20 protein-coding genes and 1 pseudogene are annotated in these 20,471 nt (G+C 34.7%); 10 read left to right on the top strand and 11 right to left on the bottom strand.

All coding sequences use genetic code 11. The features are described 5' to 3' along the window. Positions 1–89: 89 nt before the first annotated feature. The 3 genes from F6K54_RS42845 to F6K54_RS11915 all read right to left on the bottom strand — a co-directional run bounded on the left by F6K54_RS42845 (position 90) and on the right by F6K54_RS11915 (position 1,510). Complete coding sequence (locus F6K54_RS42845) at positions 90–257, bottom strand: hypothetical protein (RefSeq protein WP_366558111.1); 168 nt, start codon at positions 255–257, stop codon at positions 90–92. Continuing rightward, a complete protein-coding gene (locus F6K54_RS11920; RefSeq protein WP_293077689.1) occupies positions 250–1,080 on the bottom strand; it encodes a transposase in 831 nt (276 codons plus the stop codon). The genes F6K54_RS42845 and F6K54_RS11920 overlap by 8 nt, the downstream gene beginning before the upstream one ends. 196 nt (positions 1,081–1,276) lie before the next feature. After that, positions 1,277–1,510, bottom strand: coding sequence for a helix-turn-helix domain-containing protein (locus F6K54_RS11915; RefSeq protein WP_293077687.1), 234 nt, complete (start codon positions 1,508–1,510; stop codon positions 1,277–1,279). Positions 1,511–2,114: 604 nt separating this feature from the next. Between F6K54_RS11915 and F6K54_RS11910 the strand changes: the two genes are divergently transcribed. The 3 genes from F6K54_RS11910 (at position 2,115) to F6K54_RS11900 (ending at position 5,292) form a co-directional block, all read left to right on the top strand. Next, a complete protein-coding gene (locus F6K54_RS11910) occupies positions 2,115–3,557 on the top strand; it encodes a GTP-binding protein (RefSeq protein WP_293077685.1) in 1,443 nt (480 codons plus the stop codon). Positions 3,558–3,923: 366 nt separating this feature from the next. Continuing rightward, positions 3,924–4,085: a hypothetical protein gene (locus tag F6K54_RS11905; RefSeq protein WP_293077683.1), complete on the top strand. Its 162-nt coding sequence runs from the start codon at positions 3,924–3,926 to the stop codon at positions 4,083–4,085. Between the two features lie 490 nt (positions 4,086–4,575). After that, positions 4,576–5,292 carry an iron-containing redox enzyme family protein gene (locus F6K54_RS11900; RefSeq protein WP_293077681.1) on the top strand — a complete coding sequence of 239 codons (717 nt, stop codon included), beginning with the start codon at positions 4,576–4,578 and terminating at the stop codon, positions 5,290–5,292. A 76-nt stretch (positions 5,293–5,368) separates the two neighbouring features. Here F6K54_RS11900 and F6K54_RS11895 read toward each other — a convergent pair whose 3' ends face one another. Next, positions 5,369–5,944, bottom strand: a complete 576-nt coding sequence (locus tag F6K54_RS11895; protein ID WP_293077679.1) for a DNA-binding protein — start codon at positions 5,942–5,944, stop codon at positions 5,369–5,371. Between the two features lie 565 nt (positions 5,945–6,509). Between F6K54_RS11895 and F6K54_RS11890 the strand changes: the two genes are divergently transcribed. Then, on the top strand, positions 6,510–6,734 hold the full coding sequence (locus F6K54_RS11890) for a hypothetical protein (RefSeq protein WP_293077677.1): 225 nt from the start codon (positions 6,510–6,512) through the stop codon (positions 6,732–6,734). A 238-nt stretch (positions 6,735–6,972) separates the two neighbouring features. Here the strand turns inward: F6K54_RS11890 and F6K54_RS11885 are convergent, their stop codons facing one another. Next, positions 6,973–8,646, bottom strand: coding sequence for a mechanosensitive ion channel (locus F6K54_RS11885; protein WP_293077675.1), 1,674 nt, complete (start codon positions 8,644–8,646; stop codon positions 6,973–6,975). Positions 8,647–8,726: 80 nt separating this feature from the next. Between F6K54_RS11885 and F6K54_RS11880 the strand changes: the two genes are divergently transcribed. After that, positions 8,727–9,179 (top strand): SRPBCC family protein, encoded by a 453-nt coding sequence (locus tag F6K54_RS11880; RefSeq protein WP_293077673.1) that lies wholly within the window; start codon positions 8,727–8,729, stop codon positions 9,177–9,179. A gap of 866 nt (positions 9,180–10,045) precedes the next feature. On the opposite strand, the gene F6K54_RS11875 is transcribed toward F6K54_RS11880, so the two are convergent. Both F6K54_RS11875 and F6K54_RS11870 read right to left on the bottom strand, forming a co-directional pair. Then, positions 10,046–10,693: an alpha/beta hydrolase gene (locus F6K54_RS11875; protein ID WP_293077671.1), complete on the bottom strand. Its 648-nt coding sequence runs from the start codon at positions 10,691–10,693 to the stop codon at positions 10,046–10,048. A gap of 107 nt (positions 10,694–10,800) precedes the next feature. Further along, positions 10,801–11,625 (bottom strand): SirB1 family protein, encoded by an 825-nt coding sequence (locus F6K54_RS11870; protein WP_293077670.1) that lies wholly within the window; start codon positions 11,623–11,625, stop codon positions 10,801–10,803. A 219-nt stretch (positions 11,626–11,844) separates the two neighbouring features. Here F6K54_RS11870 and F6K54_RS11865 point away from each other — a divergent pair. After that, positions 11,845–12,243 (top strand): annotated as a pseudogene (locus F6K54_RS11865) (DUF1963 domain-containing protein). 560 nt (positions 12,244–12,803) lie between these two features. On the opposite strand, the gene mutL reads toward F6K54_RS11865, so the two are convergent. Continuing rightward, complete coding sequence (gene mutL / locus F6K54_RS11860; protein ID WP_293077666.1) at positions 12,804–14,567, bottom strand: DNA mismatch repair endonuclease MutL; 1,764 nt, start codon at positions 14,565–14,567, stop codon at positions 12,804–12,806. 160 nt (positions 14,568–14,727) lie between these two features. Between mutL and F6K54_RS11855 the strand changes: the two genes are divergently transcribed. Then, complete coding sequence (locus tag F6K54_RS11855; RefSeq protein WP_293077664.1) at positions 14,728–16,542, top strand: AIPR family protein; 1,815 nt, start codon at positions 14,728–14,730, stop codon at positions 16,540–16,542. A gap of 62 nt (positions 16,543–16,604) precedes the next feature. Here F6K54_RS11855 and F6K54_RS11850 read toward each other — a convergent pair whose 3' ends face one another. The 3 genes from F6K54_RS11850 to F6K54_RS11840 are packed head-to-tail and all read right to left on the bottom strand — an operon-like array spanning position 16,605 to position 17,181. Then, a complete protein-coding gene (locus F6K54_RS11850; RefSeq protein WP_293077662.1) occupies positions 16,605–16,748 on the bottom strand; it encodes a hypothetical protein in 144 nt (47 codons plus the stop codon). Positions 16,749–16,798: 50 nt separating this feature from the next. Next, positions 16,799–16,996: a hypothetical protein gene (locus F6K54_RS11845; RefSeq protein WP_293077660.1), complete on the bottom strand. Its 198-nt coding sequence runs from the start codon at positions 16,994–16,996 to the stop codon at positions 16,799–16,801. A gap of 23 nt (positions 16,997–17,019) precedes the next feature. Further along, complete coding sequence (locus F6K54_RS11840) at positions 17,020–17,181, bottom strand: hypothetical protein (RefSeq protein ID WP_293077658.1); 162 nt, start codon at positions 17,179–17,181, stop codon at positions 17,020–17,022. Between the two features lie 154 nt (positions 17,182–17,335). On the opposite strand from F6K54_RS11840, the gene F6K54_RS11835 reads away from it, so the two are divergent. The 3 genes from F6K54_RS11835 (at position 17,336) to F6K54_RS11825 (ending at position 20,216) form a co-directional block, all read left to right on the top strand. Continuing rightward, on the top strand, positions 17,336–17,998 hold the full coding sequence (locus F6K54_RS11835) for a TIGR00266 family protein (protein WP_293077696.1): 663 nt from the start codon (positions 17,336–17,338) through the stop codon (positions 17,996–17,998). A gap of 15 nt (positions 17,999–18,013) precedes the next feature. Beyond that, entirely contained in the window at positions 18,014–18,691 is a 678-nt protein-coding gene (locus F6K54_RS11830) for a TIGR00266 family protein (protein ID WP_293077656.1), read from the top strand. 826 nt (positions 18,692–19,517) lie between these two features. Continuing rightward, complete coding sequence (locus F6K54_RS11825) at positions 19,518–20,216, top strand: TIGR00266 family protein (protein ID WP_293077654.1); 699 nt, start codon at positions 19,518–19,520, stop codon at positions 20,214–20,216. The last annotated feature ends 255 nt before the right edge of the window (positions 20,217–20,471 follow it).

The raw sequence follows: 20,471 nt of genomic DNA, 5'->3' as shown, positions 1-20,471 counted from the left end.
GGAATAATATTGCAATGTTGACATACTCCCGACGCTCCCCTACGGGAGAACGCGGGATTCTTCAGCCAAGGAAGCCTTGACCGCAGTTTTTACAGAAGTGATGTCCTCCTCCTGTGTTGATAATAATCCAACCCACCCCCATCCCCTCCCGGGAGGGGAGCTAGAGGGGTGGGTGAGTTATAGTCTCTATCTAGCTCTTGACCACATTTAGGGCATGAATGCCAGCGTTCTGATAAGCTTTTGGGGACTTTACTCAAGCATTCCCAACAATGTTGAGATGTACCTTTTGGGTCTACGCGTGATAATTCTCTTGCCTAACTTCCAGGCAACATACTCTAAGATGTCAAGAAATTGATAAGTTGCTGCATCTTGCAAAGACTTATTTAGCCCTGATTTAGCTGACTGACCATTGGGCAAAAATTGACCATTATCACCTAATTTAGCTTTGCAACGTCTGACTAAAGAAGCTATTTGCAGGTCTTCTAAAAATATCACCTGGCAGTCACTGAACAAATGATAAGCAAGTTTGAATTGCCAGTCGAGTCGTTGCCTAGCTATTAGTTGATGGAGTTTTGCTATTTTACCCTTGAGAATCTTCCAAGGATGAGAATGTTTTGGTTTTTTAGCTAATCTCACCTGTAGTTTAGATAAACGATGCTCAGAGAATCTGAAAAATTTAGGAACTTCTATAAATTCTCCATCAGATGTAACAGCATAGTGCAACAATCCTAGGTCGATACCTTTGGAGTTATCTTCGGTGGGTTGAATTTCTACACGCCTCAAAGGTACAGTCTTATCTTCTATGGTGAAGCTAATATACCATTCGTCTGCTTCGCGAATTACTGTACCTGTCTTGACCTTGAATCCTGCTGGTATTAGGCGATTGTAGACAAAGGGGACTAAACCAATCTTTGGTAGATTTATACAAATACGACCGTTGGCATTTTTGACAATATGAGAATTTGATAACTGAGGATAACTGAACGAATTATAATAATGCTTCCCTTTGAATTTCGGTCTCCCACTGGTTTTACCGTTTTTGTCAGGTAAGGCACAAGTTATCCATGGTAGTTTGTACACGCTGAACAACATCCTGTAAAACCTGGGAGTGCATGGATTTGTCCATACGGAAATAGCTTTTTAGTTTGTGCTAGGTCTGCTAACTGTACTGTTTCCCAAACTACATAACCATTTATGATATTAGGATGCTTATCACCTTTTTTCGTTACTGGGTTGCCATCACTATCTTTCTTTCTGCCCCATACGTGTTTGTACTCTAAATTCGGGGATATGCATGATAAATTCGGTGTACGGACGTTGCATGCAACGTCCCTACTACTACTGAAACATTTAAAGGACAGGCATTTACTGGTGTGCGTGTTGATTCAAACCAATTCAATCTTTGAGCCAAACGATAATTATATTGTATTCTTGCCAATTCTAACCAATTAGCGATAATAACCCCTTGACTTTTATGGGGCTTGAGCTTGTACTTATATTTCAGTAGCATCCTAGAATCGACCTTTATATCTACATTCGTTATTATATCAAAAATCAGGACGAACTACACACATCGGTGCCCGGCTTTCCCATACGGCGCGCTCATTGAAAATTACAGCGCGGGACTTCCCGCCGGGTTAGTTAAAGGGAATTACGTCGATGCTCTAAAAATAGCTAGAACCCGTGCTTATTCAGGATTTATACCTTTTTGACGTAAAAGCCTTTGCCCGTATATATTTGAGCCTATTTTATGGACCTATTTTGTTTAAGTGCCATTAGGTAGTATTCTATCACAAGAGTAATGTCTAATATAAATTACCATAAACTTAAATTATATTAGATTATAGTGGCTTTCACAAAGGTAGAATACAGTAAAAATTATAGATATAACTAAAGTTTAAGAAGCGGCAGAAATAGTTATATTCTAATAGTTATATTCTATGTTAATGAAAGCCACTATAAGTATATAAATAATAGTTAGGGCTTTTCTCGATTTTTTTTGTACATTAAATAAGGTTGATCTTTATACTAAATTACTAAAAAATTATTGAGTCTTAGTAATAGCTATTGTTCTATATCTAAAACGAAATCGTGATTATCCCCGGGTAGTTCATATGAATCTAGATCGAGAACTAGACAATACAATACTAAGCTTTGCAGATATTCAAGCAGAACTTAACATCCGCAACGCTAAAGATGCCTTAAAAGAAATCGTAGATAATATAGATTTAACTCCCGAAGAAAGAACAGGATTAGACTCAGAAATTTCTGGTTTAGAATCAATGTTAGAAAAACTGGAAAAAGCTTCTGTGCATATTGCTGTATTCGGTATGGTAGGGAGAGGTAAATCTTCGGTTCTCAATGCTTTGTTAGGTGAAAAAGTATTTGAAACAGGTCCAATTCACGGTGTTACCAAAACTACAGAAATCAAGCAATGGCAGTTAGGGACAGAGAACTTAGAAGAAACAGAATCCTCATCTGATACCTCTCTAGTTTCTTACAGAATATCCCAAATTGAACTTATTGATACTCCTGGTATTGATGAAGTGGATGGAGAAACTCGCGAACTGATGGCCCGACAGGTGGCAAAGCAGGCAGACTTACTCTTGTTTATTGTGGCAGGAGATATTACCCAAGTAGAATATGAAGCTCTTTCCCAATTACGAGATGCTGGTAAACCAATGTTGTTGGTATTTAATAAAATAGACCAGTATCCAGAAGCAGATAGATTAGCTATATACAACAAAATTCGAGATGAGCGAGTCCGTGAGCTACTATCTCCCAACGAAATAGTCATGGCAGCAGCTTATCCACTTGTAGCTAAGGCATTACGACAACCCGACGGTAATATTGCGGTACAGATGGAGCGGGGAGAACCCCAGATAGAAGACTTAAAGCTAAAAATATTAGAAATTTTAGACCAAGAAGGTAAATCTCTGGTAGCTCTCAATAGTATGCTCTACGCTGATAATGTCAACGAGCAATTGGTGCAGCGGAAAATAGAAATTCGCGAACAAAGTGCTAATCAAGTCATCTGGAAAGCTGTAATGGCCAAGGCAATGGCGATCGCTCTTAATCCTGTAACTGTGGTAGATATTCTTAGTGGAGCTGTAATTGATGTAGCTATGATATTGACTTTATCAAAGTTGTATGGAATTCAAATGAGCCAAAGTGGAGCAATAGATTTACTGCAAAAGATAGCTATTAGTATGGGTGGCATTACAGCTAGTGAATTAGTGGCTAATCTGGGACTAAGTTCTGTGAAAGGATTATTGGGTTTAGCTGCACCTGCTACTGGTGGGTTGTCTTTAGCACCTTATTTGTCCGTAGCAGTGACTCAAGCAGCAGTAGGAGGTTTATCATCTTATGGAATTGGACAAGTAACCAAAACTTATCTTGCTAATGGTGCATCTTGGGGAGAGGAAGGTCCAAAAGCTGTAGTGAGTCATATTTTAGAATCTCTTGATGAAACTTCAATTATGGGTCGAATTAAGGAAGAGTTAATTAATAAGTTGAAAATCAAAGATTTCAGTCAAAATCAACAACAGCAAAGTTAATAGAGATGAATTAATCAAAAAATCTTATTCACTGGTAGTAAGATAACTTATCAATTCAGAAGATTAGTAATTTTCAGTAAATTCATAGTAGATGATTGATTAACAGGAACTATGATTCTATTTGTTATTCCAATTTATTGTGAGTTTCTGTACAAGGAATCTTCTCAAAAAGATATTAAAGTCGTGAATAAAAACACCAAATAGAAATAGATCTTTATCAGATGCTGTTAAATTAATATACGGTTTTGCAACTTTAGGATAACTTGCTTCTGTACTCATAAAAACTAGATCGTTTTAGTAATAAAAAAATATATATATAGTTTGTTAGGACGCAACCTGAAAAAAAGGTCAATACCACTATATCATATGAAATCCGACTATCTAGGTGAGATTTCTGTCAATTTCTATGTTGGAGATACAGTAGAATTGATTTCTCCCGAAGTGCTGAAGTTGTTTCAGAATAATACGAATAAGGAAGATACAAGCTATTCAAGTGCTCAATTTGTGGTTACTACTATCCAAAATTAAAAGGCAATCGCTGCCTTGATTATTTAATTTATACTGACTAACCAAGGTTCAAGAATTTAGAATTTAGAATGCGCGAATTTAGAATTACCGAATAATTAGGGTTTGCGTATGGAAAGTCTTTTAGTAGAGGTAGGAGTCAGAATTTCCTACGGAATGCTCCGCAAACAGAATTCTGAATTCACGAGGAATGGGAATTATAGAGGAGATAGTCGGAAAAATTGTCCCAAGATTGTTCTGCCATAATCTTCCTAAAATACTAGATTTATGCAGCTCTTTCCACCGAAAAGCTGAAACTTTTTTAGATCAAAAAACGCTACAACCAATATCAGTCAAGACTTTTGTATTTATTCAGCAAACCCTAATTATTTTCTCAGCTAAATATTATCAATATCCCAACTTACTATCGGTAAATTTTTAGTTTGAGAAATTATTATAGTGATCAAGATGAATCAATCAATTCAAAAAACTTAAACACAAGGAGCAATACATAATGGTTTTAATGACTTTCCCCTCTATCAAACAAAGTTTTTGGCAAGCTCTTGAAAGCAACAAGTTCTCTGGCAATCCCGCATTTGACCCTAGACTCCAAAGTTTACGAAATATTTCTCTGCCTGAATTAATTAAAGTTTTAGAACAATATTCTTATGTAACTAAAATCCATGCTCAAAGCTTAAACTATGTTTGTAATGTCATTAAACCAGGTAAATTAAAATTTCTTTTAGATGAGATTTATTTTGAAGAAACAGGTGATGGAAACCCCAATAATTCTCACTATAATTTACTCAAAAAATTCTTGTTTGGCTTGAATGAAGCTTTTGGTGGAACCATGCTCACCAATACAATTAATCCACAAGTTGATGCTCTAATTGAAAATTATGAGAATGACTTAAAAACCCATCCAGCTTACGTTGCTATTGGTATGGCAGGTATGGGTACTGAATGTATTTGTGGCCCCATATTAGAAGAAATTTGGGCACAAATTCAAGGTCGCAAAGACTTAGAAGATGTATTACCTAAATTAAACTTAGAGTTTTGGGGTATTCATACTGGAGAGATAGATCATTCCCATGCCGTAAGAATGCGTAATGCTATAGATGGTGAAGTAGGAGATAGTGAAGAGTTTGCTAATCAAATTTTACAAGGTTATCAGTTGTCTGTGAAATTCTGGGATGATTTATTAAATATTTTTGTGACTATTTCTGCTTAATCTTGCTTACCTACTCAATAGTTTAAGTTTGGGTCTAGGGAGAATGGGTTATAGAATTTTTGAATTTCCCATTCTCTCAATAAGATTTTTTCTTTGATTTTCTCGAACACTTATTCTGAGAAGATTTTTGAGCTTTTTCTTTCCTCTTTCTTTTAAACTTTTGCCTTTGCTCAGTAACTTCTGGAGGCGGACCATAATCTCCTCTTGAAAAATAAATTCGTTCTACTATATGTTGTGGCTCAACCTCAATCCACAGACGAGCTCCGCCTGCTTGACTATTGTTCGGTTGATGAGGCTGATAAATTATTTGGCAAGGTCCGTTAATTTTTAGGGCGTGGCAATAATTTTTTTTATCTCCCACTTTTACAGCAATTGCGGGATGAGAAGTTTTATTATCTCGGTTATAGTCAATAGTTTTTCGTAGAACATGGATAAAGGTATTGCCTGTACGTTCAGCCTTATTCCAAGTTCCTTCAGGACCTCGACGACCAGGTGTAATTTCTGGCACTCCTCTACTATTAAGAGGAATCATCCACAATCTTTTGACTTTGTAGGCTCCTAAAACTCTGTTTTGTTGGAGTAGTATCCGCAGCCTACCTGTAGATATATTGAGTAAAAATGCTGCTTCTGTTGTACGAACTTCTGTACTCATAAAAACTAGATCGTTTTAGTAATAGACTAAGAAATAACTTGTGAGTAAGTGAACTGAAAGACACCTCGATATTATTATATCATGCGAAATCCGATTACTATAGGCCACATATCTTATTTAAGAAAAGCTTGATATATATATAGTTATAGATTGTCTGACTTGTTTGTGGTCTAGCTAAACTGGATTTAGTATGATTACTGTTTCAAGGATTAAACCTATCTATAAAAATAAATATTTTTCACAAATGAAAATAATAATAATTATTTATTGAAATTACTTTTTTTTTTGCAGTTTATTACAAAATATGGATAAGATTTTCATAAATTTCACCGTATTTTCTCTAATTACTAAATGAATAACTTTTGCTGATAATGTAATCGAATAATTCTAAGTAAAAATCCTTTTAGTCCTAGAGTAATTTTGACTATGAAAAATTTATTAGCAACATCTTTCTTAGGACTCGGAACCATTATATTGGGCTGCAACACTGCTTATTGCGCAAACTTGTAAATCAGTTATTTATTCAGCAAAACAACGTATTTCTAACATACAAAGTAAGATTATTATGGACCCTTGGAGTTCACGACATGGTCTATCTTATAATCAAATGACCGAATTAGCAGATGCTTTGAAATATGCTAGATCTATTTATTTATATCCTCAATGTCACGAAGCAATAAAGCGGACATATCTTCAAGAAGCAATTTATAGTGGAGAAAGAGTTCTAAATGCTCGTCCAACTTACCAAACAACTACTCCTCCTGAAATCTATGTGGTGCCTGGGAGATAAATTCTTTTGCCATAAGAATGCGTAATGCTTATAGATGGGAAAGCAGTAGATAGTAGAGAGTCTGCGGAACAAATTCTACAAGTTTATCAGTTATCTGTGAATTTTTGAGATAAATTCTTGAATGTTTTTGTGACTTTGTAGATATAGTTCAACTTTAAACATAGGGAGAACGGGTTATAGAATTTTTGAATTTCCCATTCTCCCAAATCAAGAACTTTGCTAGAACTCTTAATGAATATTAATTCTTATTTTTGAACTGCTCTAACCATTCTTGAATCTTAGAAGAAGCAATATCTCTTCCTCCTAAACCAAAGGCCAAAGCAATAGCTACTGCCATTGCTCCCATAAAAAGTCCGAAAGCTAAATTCACAATGCTAGGAGCAATTCCCATTTGTTGCAGAGCCATAGCTGAGACTAATACAATAATCCCAATTCTAGCTAACTGGCCCAAAAGTCGAGCTTGAGCATTACCAGAACTGCTGATTAAATTATAAGCAAGGTTAGCCAAATACAGACCTATAGCCAATACGACTAAACCATAAAGAACCTGACCTGCAATATAAATTACAACACTGACAATTGAGGTCAGAGCTTCCAACTCCATAATTTGGGTAGCTGAAACTGTGGCAAAAAGGATAATGCCTACAAAAGCTACGATACCAGCAATTTCTGAAGGAGTCCGCGCAGTAGTTCCAGAAGTACCAACTTCACCTTGAATTACAGTAGCATTTGGGTCAGAATCTGATGATGTAGATGGTGGTGTAGATGGCGGGGTTGAACTTAAACCAAGCCAATTGAACAAGTTATTGAAACCAATGCTAGTTAGAAGATTAGTAATTAAATCACTAACAAATCTACCAACAAAATAAGCAACTACCAAAATCACCGCAGCAAAAAAGATTTTCGGGATAAACGTCAGAATATCATTGAGCATCGCCACTGCTGGAGTAGTAATTGCGTCAATATCCAGAGCATCCAGAGCTATAATCGCTACAGGAATCAAAATCAATACATAAACAACTGTGCCAATAATTGAAGAAAGATTTTGACTGCCAGTGGTTTGACTCATACCAAACCTACTACCCATTTGGTCTACACCTGTAGCAGCCAGAAGATTAGTAACAACTTTCTTAACCACAGTAGCAAGTAACCAACCTACTCCAGCTAGAATAACAGCCTTGAGAATTCTGGGAAGAGATTGCAAGATTTGGTCAACCATGTTCTGAACAGGTTGTAGAGCAATCTGTAGTTGCAAAGCTTCCAGGATTACAGGCAAGAATAGCAAGAAAATCAACCAATAGATAGCATTAGCAATAGTATCGCTAATTTCGACTTGATTTTCTGTTTGTCCATCACTAACTTGCTGGTTGAGACGGTCATCTAAACCAAATGTCTTCAGTCCTCTGCTAACTGCTAATTTAGCTATAGTTGCCACTAACCAGGCAATACCTAGCCAAATTAGGGCAGCCGCTATATTAGGTAAGAAGCTAGTTATTTCGGTCAGGAAGGCATTGAGAGGTTCAGAAACTGCCGTGAGGTTGAGCTTATCGAAGAAAGCTATCAGAACAAAGATCATGATGATCCAGAAAATTAAAGAGGAGATCCATTTCTCCACGGGTAGGTTCTGAGCTTGTTCCGGACTACCTGTTACCCAACCAGCAATTTTGTTATCGATATTTGTCTTTTTGAATATTTTTCCAACTATGCCGGAAATAATCGAAGCCACTATCCAGCCAATTGCTAGAATTGCAATTGCTCCAATTGTGTCCCAAATTCTGATTTGAGTCATATTTTGGGACAATTGACTTAAGGGATTTGCTTCAGTTTGTGCCAAAATATTTGAGGCTAACATTAAATTAGCCTGAATTGGCTCATTGATTGATTGTGTAATAATTTGCCAAGTGCCATTCATGGTTTTCTTGGGTTAATGTGACCTTTAAATTAGCAACCTAATGAGATTACCAATATATGCCTTATAGCTTGAAGGTAACTATGTCATTTAGTCAAGTTTTTGAGCAATCTATTTTAATTCGTGCCAGTGCCACTATTGTGGAGGATTGTATTACTAATAACATTCTCATGCACAAGTGGTTAAATCCAATGTTACGTTGTGAACCTGTGGGAAAATGGGATACTTTTGTGGGAAGTCGTAGTAGATTTATCATAAATATTCCCTTTCTACATCCCTCTCTAGATAGTGTTGTGGCAGAACGAGAACCTGGTTTAATTGTCTGGGAATTTAAGGGCTTTTTTCAAGGTCGCGATCGCTGGGAATGTCAACCAGAAGTTGAAGGTACTTGTTTATTAAATCGTTTTGAATTTGAGATACCTAATCCTGTGATTAAATTCGGTTTTAATCAGTTTGCTGCCTCATGGACAAAAGCAGATATGGAAGCTCAACTGCGACGTTTGAAGAGAGTAGCAGAAGAGCAATACTATAAATAGGGTTTGTTCAATAAGTCTTTTGATAAAGGGAGGAGTCAGGAGTCAGGAGAAATAATTAGGGTTTGCTGAAAAAGTCTTTTTTAAGGAGTAGGGAACCCACCCCTCGCCCCTCCCCCTCCCAGGAGGGGAAAAGGGGAGTAGGGGAGTAGGGGAGAATTTTTTTACCCAACTCTTGCCCAAAATACCAACTTTTTGAGCATGAAGAGCTGAAAACCAAGGTATTTCTGACCATCAAAATTACTCAAACCTTTATCTGCAAATGATTTGAGATTTATGAGCGCAAGCCCTAATTATAGAGAAGATAGTAGGAATAATCGTCCCTTGATTTTTCTGCCTAACTCTATGACCAAAATCCTAAATTTTTGAACTATTACCACCTAAAACCTCGCACTTTTACTTTTTGATACTTAAAAAGGTTAAAACCTTGATCTGTAAATGCTTTGATATTTAATCAGCAAGCCCTAAATAAATAGACAATTTAGGTGCAGGTACTTCTTATTTTTCATCTGCATCTGAATCATTTATTCAAGCAGTTAAAATAAAAAAAATACCGCCTTAAGTTACTTATCTTTAGTGTTTCAGAACTGGAAATTTTCTACAAGAAAAGGAAGAATAAAAAAGAATAAAAGTCAACTCCTTATTTTCAATTTTCTCTTATTATTTCCTGGGCAGATATTGGGTTTAATTCCTCAAATTTTCTGACAAAAAATTGGTTTTCAACAATTAATTATTAATTATTAATTGTTAATTATTATAACAGTCACCATTGCTGTATTTGACGTATCAAAAGCTGAAAACTCAGACAACACCAAATTTTTCATTCTGCCTTCTTACTTCTTCCTTCTTCCTTCTTCCTTCCATGGAGACTACTCACAGAATAATTTTTGTATCTGTGGCTGGGCCTTGAGAAAATCTAGTCCTCTTTTCGCAAAATCAATAGTCTCTACAAAAAATGTTTCAATACCTTTAGCATCAATCACAATTTTATCTGTCCATTTAAACTCTTGCACCATTTCTAAAAATGATATTTCTCCATCACTAATCATTCGATTAACTGTATCAATAATATCGTTAGTTACTTGAGATACATTACTATCTGGAGAAAAATAACGACTAAATTCTTCCACACCAAGTTTGCCATAGCGGGATTCTAATAATGTATTTACAAAATCAGCTTCAACCTCTAATTTATAATTTAAAATTTCCCGAACTGTATCAATATTTTCCTGACTAGCATTTGCAGTTAAAAACAGTGACTTTAATTGCTCAGACTGTTCTCCTGTCTCAGCAAAAGTTACTAGATCGGCAATAAATATAGGTATATTCAAACCGTCATAGGTAATTTTAATTTCATCTATAGCATCTGCTGGTTGAGCGGTAAATATTAAAATACTACTAATAACTGCCAAAAATCCGGCAAAAAAAAGGTAGAAAAACTTTGATATTCCTTGATTAAAATCAGCAAAATTTTTGGATTTATTGCTAGACTCCCCTGAATTTAAAATATTTTTCATTCTGCTATTCCTCAAAATTAATAATTACATTTGTTCAATTTATTTTCACTCTTGTATCTAAGGTCTGAAATATGAGATATCGGGTTCCCCAAATTTGCCATATTCAGTTATAAATCTTGACTCATACTAGCCAGTAATTGTCTAATTATCTCTGCATCCTCTGCTTGAGGAAGATTTACTAGATAACTCTCTAAATCTTGACGAGCTTCTGCCCAATAGTTTAACTGATAATATAATACGCCTCGGTCTCGCTTTTCTACAATCGCATCAGGAAATAATAATAAAATCCGGTCGATAGCTGCAATAACTTTTAACCCCTCATTTCGATTCAAATAAATTCCTTTAAGATTTGTCAACATTCGTGCTAAAAATTGTTTTTTACTTACCTTTGCCAAAAACTGAGGTTGTAGCTCTACCCCTCGACCATAAATACTGGCCAATCTTTCTTGACAATCTTGAGGAAAAAGAATTTCACCTCGATTAAAAGCATCTACATATATACCAGCTTCTTCAAAATCAGGTCGAATTAAAAAATGTCCTGGCATTCCAATACCAACCATCGGAAAATTAATTCTATTAGCAATTTCTAGATAAACTAGGGATAAAGTAATTGGAATACCAGTACGTCTTTCTATTACTTGATTCAGAAAACTATTCTGTGGATCGTAATAGTTAATTGTATTTCCAGCAAAACCTAAATCATCATAGAGATACTTATTAATACTTTTAATAATTTGTAGAGGGTAAAGTGTTTCTGGTAGTTTTTCTCGGACTTCATCTGCCATTGTATCCAGGGCATTTAGATATTCATTTGGGTCAAATTTTGGTTCATATTCTAAAGCTAAATAAAGAGCAGCTTTAGCTAAATCTATTTTTTCATCAGATTGATTAATTTCTGAATAAAATAACTGTTGATATTTGGAATGATTCATATTAATACCTAGTAATTTCAGTTATCAGTTGTCATAATTAAAAGCGTTAGTAATCGCCATAACCATAATTTTATCAATATATTTACAGAACTACTTTTGATTTTTTAGAAGAGCATCAGGAAACTCCTATAGGCAACTACACATAATTATTTGCTTATTCTCTATCACTGTGATCCTTATAATATCAGGCTTTGACTTTTAGGAAATGCGTAATTAATTTTGTGTACCTGCTTAAGGGATGAGTTTAACTTAAGTTTTACCCATTATTATTCACCTGTACATACAAATGATGCAGCTTTTAATCGGTATTTTCCTAATTTTAATTATGATAATTTACTAGACATTTATAGCCTCTGGTTTAGTCAGTATTTTTGGATTAATATAAATCAGCATAATTTAGAGGGTTATCCTGATTTTACTCAAGAGTATTCTCGTTTTAATCCTGAATATGAAGATTGTATTTTATTATTACAAATTGATTAAGATTATCAACATTATTATGGCTAAACAAATGATATTTGTTGGGAAGATACAGGAATTGGTGATTTTTTTATTAAACCTTCTCAATTAAAAGTGTTAGATTTTTCTACAGTTCTTTATAATTGGGATTGTCATTAACAAGGAATAAGAAAGAAGGAAGAGGGAAGAAGAAGAAATAAAGAAAGTAGATGAGTCTATAGACAGTTAAATATTTTTTTTGTGGCAATTCTGTAAATTGCAACTTCTTGCTTTGGGTTGGGAAAGCAAACCCCCTACAAAAATATTAAAACTTCCTTATTTAGGGCTTGCTGATTAAATATCAAAGCATTGACATATAAAGACTTTAGCCTTTTTTGGGTCTAAAAAAGTACCTGGTATCACGTCTAAAACACTCAAAAAGTTAGTATTTTAGGCGCATAGTTGGACAGAAAAATCAAGCTACAATTCTTACTCCTACTTTCTCGCTCCCAAGCCATTTCTCCTGTCTCCTGTCTCCTACAAAGAGCAAAAAGACTTTTGAGCGCAAACCCTATTTATTATTCCTTCTTCCTTTGAGTTTGGAAACGCAAAATTCTACGAAAAAATATTACAAATTTCTGATTTATTCTGCATTATTGCAGTGGGTTGGGAAACCAAACCCCTACGATAAAATCTTCCTTCTTTCTTTCCTTCTTCCTTCTTCCCTCTTCCTTCTTCCTTCAAATTCCATGACTTTTTCCTATCACCCAATGTCGCCGAAAGAAACGAGCTAAAGCTGATTCTTCTAAAGATAAATAAATTGGTCTGCCATGAGGACAAGTGCGAGGGTTACGAGTAAGTTGCCATTGATTTAATAAACTTTGCATTTCTGGCAAGCTTAAAGGAGTTCCATTTCTAATAGCACTTCGACAAGAAGTAGCTACTTTTGCAGATTCTAAATCGCCACCTTTACTCAGTTCAATTAAAGCTTCAGCACAATCATTTCTTTTAGCTAAAATTGCCGGAGCAGTACGAGCTGCCCAAAGGAAATCTCCAAAAGTTTCTACTTCTATATTTAAACGTTGAAGTTGTTCTAATTGAGATGTAGATAAATTATGCAAAATAATTGGTGGCTCTAAAGAAATTATTTCCCAAGTATCACATAATTCTTCATATAAAACTCTTTCATGGGCAATATGTTGCTCTATCAACCAAATGCCAGTCGGATGTTCAGCTACTATATAAGTATTGTGTAATTGAGCGATCGCTTTGAGTTCTATCAATCCAAATTCTTGATTTTTTTCTGCTGTATTATCTGGGGAAATTTGTATGGATCGACGAGTTTGATAATTCCCCGTCTTTTCAGATACTTTTAATATTTTTTCTACCCTTTCTGATAAAGGAAATTCTGGCATTACTTCCATACTAAATTGTAATGCCTTAGCAATTACTAGCTCTATTTGTTGTTGCCAAAAACTGAGATTATGAAGATAAACTTCTGTTTTAGCCGGATGACGATTCCAATTTATTTGATGAGGAAAAATTTGAAAATGAATAAAACACATAGGATAGCGATCGCGAGGGCAAGTCCGCGCTAAAGAACTAATAATTTTTTGTTCTAATTCTGGTACTTTTACCACTCTTCCATTAATAGCAACTTTCACCCAATCAGGTCGTCTGCGATGACATCTATCTGGCAAACCTAAGACTAATTCTAATGATTGTCTATCCAAAAATTGAGAATCTTGATATTGGGAAAAACTTGATGTTTCAATATTTAATTCTTCTGCTTCTTGTTCATCAATTTCTTGTTGAATATACTGTAAATCGCTCAATCTTACCGTAGATAAAATTTGAGGTAAAATTTGTTTTGCCGTAGCGCCAGGACTAATTTGTATCCATAATTTACTACCCTGCCAAACTTGCCAAGTAACATCAGGATAACAAAGCGCTATTTGCTGAATAACTAATTGTATGCCTCGCATTTGTTGTGCCGAAGAAGGCATTCCTTGACGGCGTACAGGCCATTTTCCAAACAGATTAGAAACCTTAACAATAGTACCAGGAGCAACAGCAACTCTTTCAATTTCAACAGCCTTTCCTTGTTCATTATAAACAACACGCCAACCTTCATTTTCATTCTCTAAAAGAGGCGACTTAGGACGACTTAATATTTCCAAAGTTGAGAGATTAGCTAAACTATGAAGCGCCTCTCCACGAAATCCCAAACTGGTAATTTTTGTGAGGTCTTGAAGATTAGTAATTTTGCTCGTACTATGAGGATTTGCTGCTTGTTTTAGGTTAGCTAAATTCATACCCATACCATTGTCAGAAATTTGTACTCGCCACTGTTCAGAAATGATCGAAATTATGATGCGAGTTGCACCAGCATCCAGAGAATTTTCTACTAATTCTCTTACTACTGCTGCTAAAGAATCAATCACTTCTCCAGCGGCAATTAAATTGACAACTTCTTTTGGTAAGGTTTGAATTTTAGATTGCATTTGCAGACACAGATTTGGCCACGAATGTACGGATTAGTGCAGCAGGGTGAGTTTTGCTGCACAACATGAAATATAAACATATTTTAAATAGTTTGGATAAATATAAGTTGATAGTATATTATGTTCATAACTACTATAACTATATAAGAGCATAAAATTTATGTCAAATAATAACGATTTAATTATACTTGATCAAATTATTGAAGAGAAAATTAATGACACATTATCTAACAATTCAAAAGAAGATTTTTTTGAATTATTCTCTTTCGAACAATCATTAAAAGAGTATGATTTATCTAATGAAGAAATAGATTCTGGTAGAGTAGATGGAGGTAATGACGGAGGTATAGATGGTTTTTTTGTTTTTGTAAACGATGAACTATTTTATGAACTTCCTTCATTAGAGGATATTAAAAATATTACCAGAAAACCACAACTAGAAGTTTACTTAATTCAAAGCAAAACATCGCAATCATTTAAAGAGACAGCCATAGACAAGATTATTGTCACTACACAAAAACTATTTGATTTATCCCTAGACATAAAAAATCTAGAAAATATTTATAATGAGATGCTTCTAGAGAAGATAGAAATATTCCATAAACTATATAGAAATTTAGCTAGTAAGCATCCAAGCTTAAAAATTAATTATATCTATGCAAGCAAAGGGGATACGTCACAAGTTAATAGCCAAGTAAAGTTTAAAGTTGAAACACTAAAAGAGCAAACAAAAAAATATTTTTCATCTTCTTCATCTTCTGAGGTAGAATTTAAGTTTCTCGGTGCCAGCGAACTACTTAAAATATCTAGGAAAGAGAAAAGCTATAATTTAGAATTAAAGTTTATAGAAAATTATATATCTAGGTTAGATAACAATTCAGATAATAATTTAAACAAAGGTTACATTATTCTCTCTAAGCTTAAAGATTACTATCAATTTGTGACTGATGAACAAGGTAATTTACGAAAGTATATATTTGAGTCAAATGTGCGAGATTATCAAGGTAATAATATAGAGGTTAACAAGGATATTAGAAACTCTCTTGATTCCCCTCATAAAGATATAGATTTTTGGTGGTTGAATAATGGTATAACTATACTAGCATCTAATGGAACAACTAAAGGAAAAGTCATTAGCCTTGATGATGTTCAAATAGTAAATGGTCTACAAACAACGACAATTTTATATCAATACATGAATGTTTTAAATAAAAAGAATAATAACGAAAAATCAAGCGTTCGGAACAATCAAGATGACAGAGCAATACTAATTAAAATCATCTTTACAGAAGACCAGGAATCTAGAGATCAAATTATTAAAGCAACTAATTTTCAAACTCCGATTCAAGCATCTTCTTTAAGAGCTACTGATTCTATCCAGAGAAATATAGAAGATTACTTTTTACGACACGACTTATTTTATGATCGTCGGAAAAATTTTTATAAAAATACGGGTAAACATTCTAAAAAAATAGTGGGAATTCCTTATTTAGCTCAGGCAATAACTTCTATTGTTTCTCGTGAACCGCATAGAGCAGCGTCTAGCCCAAACACAATAATCAAAGCGGATAGTAACTATAAAAAAGTATTTAATGAATCGATAAGTATGAAAATTTACCTCTTTTGTGCTAAATTAGTAAAAACAATAGAAGATTGTATTAGTTCGCCAGATTTTTCAGAAGTAAAGAATTGTCTAAAGAATCAGTCTCTTAAGAAATCTAAAACAACAATTAGAACTTTAAAATTCCACATTGCAATGCTATTTACTATCAGACAACTAAAAACAGCAACTTATCAAGTAAAAGATGTAGAAGAATTAAGCTTACCCGAAGATAGTAAAGTTATTTTTAAAGTGATTAAAGAAATTGATACTTGGACAGATGAGTATTTGAACACTTCAGAGGACTATCCTTCTTTAAATAAAGCAATTAAACGCAAAGATTTTACAGAGTTTCTAGTAAATAAAGTTAATTAATGATTCGATTTGATTGGCAAAACCATAGCATTATTGGGAGAGCTAAATGTTGAAAGTTTCTATTAATCCCCCAATATTTCATCAACAGTAAAAGTTACATTAGGCAAAGCTTGAATTGCCAAACTTTCACCTCTTTGAAAAGTCTGCACAATCTCATAACCATTCGCTGTAGGTTGTCGGTAAACTCCCAAACATTTTTCAGTCATATTCACCAACCAAACTTCAACAATGTTATTATCAGCATATCAAGGAATTTTTACTTCTCGGTCATGTCATATTTAATTGTTGTATCTGACACCTCTACGACGATAAATATATTTTCTGGTTGAGGTTGTTGAGTCCAATACAAACTTGGTAGTTTTTGTAGCAAAGCGATATTTGGTACTGTTTCAGAATTATTATTCAATCTTACAGGATTTTTAATTCTCTTAGTAACAGTTTCTGCTAAACTCAAAATGAAAAGTTCGCTAAGACGGATCACACAAGCTGCATTAGTGCATTAGGAGGAGTAATAGGTGACATTTTGATAATTTCTCCTCGGATTATTTCTAATCGTTCATTTTCAGTTAATATTCCTACTTCCAGAATTTTATAACACTCATCTACAGTAAATAATCGTCGCAATAATTGTACAGACATTACTAACTCTTTGAGAATAATTAATTATATGAATTTCTGGTACAAACATTTGATTTTATTTTTGATTTTTGGAGATGTCTAATAGAAAATTAAGGTCAAAAAAATCGTATTTTATGGTAATAATATATAAAGCAACTATTACTATGTGTCAGCAGTGAAATATGACATCAGATATAAACCAGCCTTTGCAGCTATTTTCATCACCTTAGATCCTGGTGATACTATTATAGCTGAAGCGGGAGCCATGACCAGTATGGATGGTCGTTTGTCCATAAAAACAAAGTTTTCTGGGGGCTTTTTCCCAGCTTTATTAAGAAAATTTTTAGGGGGTGAATCCCTATTTGTTAATTTCTTTGAGAACAAGACCTCCCAACCTTTAAATATTACGTTAACCCAATCCATTATTGGGGATATTGAATGTTTAGAATTAACAGGAAATGAGATGTGTTTTCAACCAGGGGCTTACATTGCAAGTAGCCCTAAAGTTAAGCTAGGAGTAAGGTGGGCAGGGTTTGCCAGTTGGTTTACAGGAGAAGGATTATTTAAGTTAAAAGTAAGTGGCCATGGAACAGTTTTTTTTGGGGCCTATGGGGGATTGAGTGAGCAAAATATTGATGGGGAATTTATTGTTGATAATAGCCATTTAGTAGCTTATAGTTCCAATATTAAAATGAGTGTTGGGTTATCGGGTGGTTTGATTAGTTCAGTCACTTCTGGAGAAGGATTAGTTAACCGACTCAAAGGGAATGGTGTTATTTATTTGCAATCTCGTAGTATTGCGGGTTTAGTTCGATTCTTAAGACCCAAAGTCCGTTAAAAAGTTCAAAAAATCATGGATATTCAACTAATACATCAACCCGATAATGCGATCGCCAAAGTTAGCTTAAATGCAGGGGAAGAAATCGTCGCCCAAGCAGGTTCTATGGTTGCTATGAGTGGGTTTGTCAATAGTAGTACTACCCTCAGACAAGGAAAAGGAGGGGGAATTATGGGAGGACTGAAACGAATGTTAGGGGGTGAATCTCTCTTTTTAAGTGTTTTTCGTTCCCCTACCCCCGACGGTCAAGTTTTTCTAGCCCCTAAATTTATGGGAGACATCCTAGTTTATGAAATGAAGGGTCAAGAATTAGTCGTCCAATCAGCTTCCTATCTTGCTTCTGCTAACAATGTAGACCTTGATTTAGGGTTTCAGGGGATGAAATCTTTATTCTCAGGAGAATCTATTTTTTGGTTAAGTGTTACGGGTTATGGTCCGGTAATTTTAACCTCTTTTGGAGGAATTTATGAAATAGATGTTAACGGTGATTATATTGTGGATACTGGTCATATTGTCGCCTTTGAAAGAAGTTTAGATTTTCGTATTGATAAAGCTAATTCGAGTTGGTTGGGAGCATTTTTTGGCGGTGAAGGTTTTGTCTGTCGTTTCCAAGGTCAAGGCAAAGTTTATTGTCAAACCCATAATCCAGGGAGTTTTGGATCTGTTATCGGTTCTCAATTACCTCCTAGATAATTAGGGTTTGCTTATTTTTAGGGAGTAGGGGAGTAGGGGAGCGGAGGAGTAGGGGAGTAGGGGAGTAGGGGAGTAGGGGAGCGGGGGAGTAGTCGGAGAATTATAGAGGAGATAGTCAGATATTTTGTTAGAGTGATTTTTCTGCAATTATTCTGCCTTTTCTGATGATTTTTTGAGCGTAATATACTGAAAATCAGGCATTTTTTTTCTATCTAAAAAAGGCTTTACTATTTATCTGTCAATGCTTTGATATTTAATTGCAAGACCTAATTAGGGCTTGCTGAATAAAATTGTAATCAATGCCAGTTAAGGCTTTCAGGGTTTTTTCTTCTAAAAAAGTGCAAGGTTTTTGGCTCTTTTGGTCTCAAAATGCTCATATTTTTCTGCTGAGTATCAGAAAATTTGGCCGTAGCAGTAGTCTAAACTGTTGCCTGTTGCCTGTTCCCTGTTGCCTACCATTACCATCAGACTTTTTCAGCAAACCCTAATTAGAGGATATCTGAAAAGTTTTTTGATACTGAATTTTGCCCCCCTAGCCCCCCAACTTTGGGGGGAACAAGAGTCAATTTGCTTGCTCTAGTCGCCCAATTTTGGGGGATGGGCGGGGGCACTGATAACTGATAACTGAAATAACATTCCCTATTCTCTGTTTTAAATTTATTATTTACCAATAAAATAGGATGACTGTATATAGCAATCCTAAATAAGTTGCGGGTAATCAAAAAGTAGATAAAAAACTGAAAATCCTACCTGTTCCCTGTTCCCTGTTCCCTGTTCCCTAAAAGCAGTAAGATTTTTATACACAAATAAAATAGGATGACTATATATGTCAAAAATTGCTTATAAAATTGAACATTCTCCAGCTTATGCTTCATTAATTATTGATTTGTACCCGGAGCAAAAAGTATTAGTAGAAGCCTCAGCTATGGCAGCTATGGATACCTCAATAAAAATGCAATCTAAGGTCAAAGGTGGCTTAATGAAAGGAGTCGGTAGAATGTTGGGTGGTGAATCCTTATTTATTAGTGAATTTACCGCTCAAAACCAGTCAGGAAAACTCTATATTTCCCCTGGTGTCCCTGGAGATATTCAACATTATTATTTAGAGAATCGTTGTGGTTTATTGGTTCAATCATCAGGATTTGTTGCCTGTAGTGATACTGTAGAAATAGATACTAAATTTCAAGGATTTAAAGGCTTTTTTAGTGGAGAATCTTTGTTTTTATTAAGAGCTACTGGAAGGGGGGATTTTTGGTTTAGTTCCTATGGGGGTATTTTAGAAATTCCTGTGGAAGAAAATTATGTGGTAGATACCAGTTATGTTGTGGCTTTTGAAGATACCCTAAATTATAATGTCGAGATGATTGGAGGTTTATCATTTAAAGGTTTAAAAACAGGAATTTTAGGGGGTGAAGGGTTGGTTTGTCGGTTTAGTGGCCAAGGCAGTTTATGGATTCAAAGTCGCGCTATTTATCCTCTATTAAACTTTTTAAATCCTTTCCGTCCTACCAAGAGTAGTGATTAAGATTTGCTGATTAATTATCAAAGTATTGATAGATAAAAGCTTGAGCATTTTTGGTGAAACAAGGTCAAAAAGTTAGTATTTTGGGATAATTATGGCAGAAAAATCCAGGGATAATTTTTCCGACTAATACCAATTCCCAAAAGCAATGCTATACTTCAGTTATACTTCAACAGTCAAATATTTACCAAGATTCAAAGTATTTTTTTGACAATTATTAGTCGGTTAGTATAGATTTTTCCTACTTTTAACCCCTCC

The sequence above is a fragment of the Okeania sp. SIO3B5 genome, assembly GCF_010692555.1.
Lineage (GTDB): Bacteria > Cyanobacteriota > Cyanobacteriia > Cyanobacteriales > Microcoleaceae > Okeania.
This window is presented reverse-complemented; position numbering and strand designations above follow the sequence as displayed.

What these genes read in the sequence shown, in the direction of transcription:
- F6K54_RS11915 (WP_293077687.1), bottom strand. Translation starts at nt 1,510, where the DNA reads ATGCTACTGAAATATAAGTACAAGCTCAAGCCCCATAAAAGTCAAGGG.
- F6K54_RS11910 (WP_293077685.1), top strand. Translation starts at nt 2,115, where the DNA reads ATGAATCTAGATCGAGAACTAGACAATACAATACTAAGCTTTGCAGAT.
- F6K54_RS11905 (WP_293077683.1), top strand. Translation starts at nt 3,924, where the DNA reads ATGAAATCCGACTATCTAGGTGAGATTTCTGTCAATTTCTATGTTGGA.
- F6K54_RS11900 (WP_293077681.1), top strand. Translation starts at nt 4,576, where the DNA reads ATGGTTTTAATGACTTTCCCCTCTATCAAACAAAGTTTTTGGCAAGCT.
- F6K54_RS11895 (WP_293077679.1), bottom strand. Translation starts at nt 5,944, where the DNA reads ATGAGTACAGAAGTTCGTACAACAGAAGCAGCATTTTTACTCAATATA.
- F6K54_RS11890 (WP_293077677.1), top strand. Translation starts at nt 6,510, where the DNA reads ATGGACCCTTGGAGTTCACGACATGGTCTATCTTATAATCAAATGACC.
- F6K54_RS11885 (WP_293077675.1), bottom strand. Translation starts at nt 8,646, where the DNA reads ATGAATGGCACTTGGCAAATTATTACACAATCAATCAATGAGCCAATT.
- F6K54_RS11880 (WP_293077673.1), top strand. Translation starts at nt 8,727, where the DNA reads ATGTCATTTAGTCAAGTTTTTGAGCAATCTATTTTAATTCGTGCCAGT.
- F6K54_RS11875 (WP_293077671.1), bottom strand. Translation starts at nt 10,693, where the DNA reads ATGAAAAATATTTTAAATTCAGGGGAGTCTAGCAATAAATCCAAAAAT.
- F6K54_RS11870 (WP_293077670.1), bottom strand. Translation starts at nt 11,625, where the DNA reads ATGAATCATTCCAAATATCAACAGTTATTTTATTCAGAAATTAATCAA.
- mutL (WP_293077666.1), bottom strand. Translation starts at nt 14,567, where the DNA reads ATGCAATCTAAAATTCAAACCTTACCAAAAGAAGTTGTCAATTTAATT.
- F6K54_RS11855 (WP_293077664.1), top strand. Translation starts at nt 14,728, where the DNA reads ATGTCAAATAATAACGATTTAATTATACTTGATCAAATTATTGAAGAG.
- F6K54_RS11850 (WP_293077662.1), bottom strand. Translation starts at nt 16,748, where the DNA reads ATGACTGAAAAATGTTTGGGAGTTTACCGACAACCTACAGCGAATGGT.
- F6K54_RS11840 (WP_293077658.1), bottom strand. Translation starts at nt 17,181, where the DNA reads ATGTCTGTACAATTATTGCGACGATTATTTACTGTAGATGAGTGTTAT.
- F6K54_RS11830 (WP_293077656.1), top strand. Translation starts at nt 18,014, where the DNA reads ATGGATATTCAACTAATACATCAACCCGATAATGCGATCGCCAAAGTT.
- F6K54_RS11825 (WP_293077654.1), top strand. Translation starts at nt 19,518, where the DNA reads ATGTCAAAAATTGCTTATAAAATTGAACATTCTCCAGCTTATGCTTCA.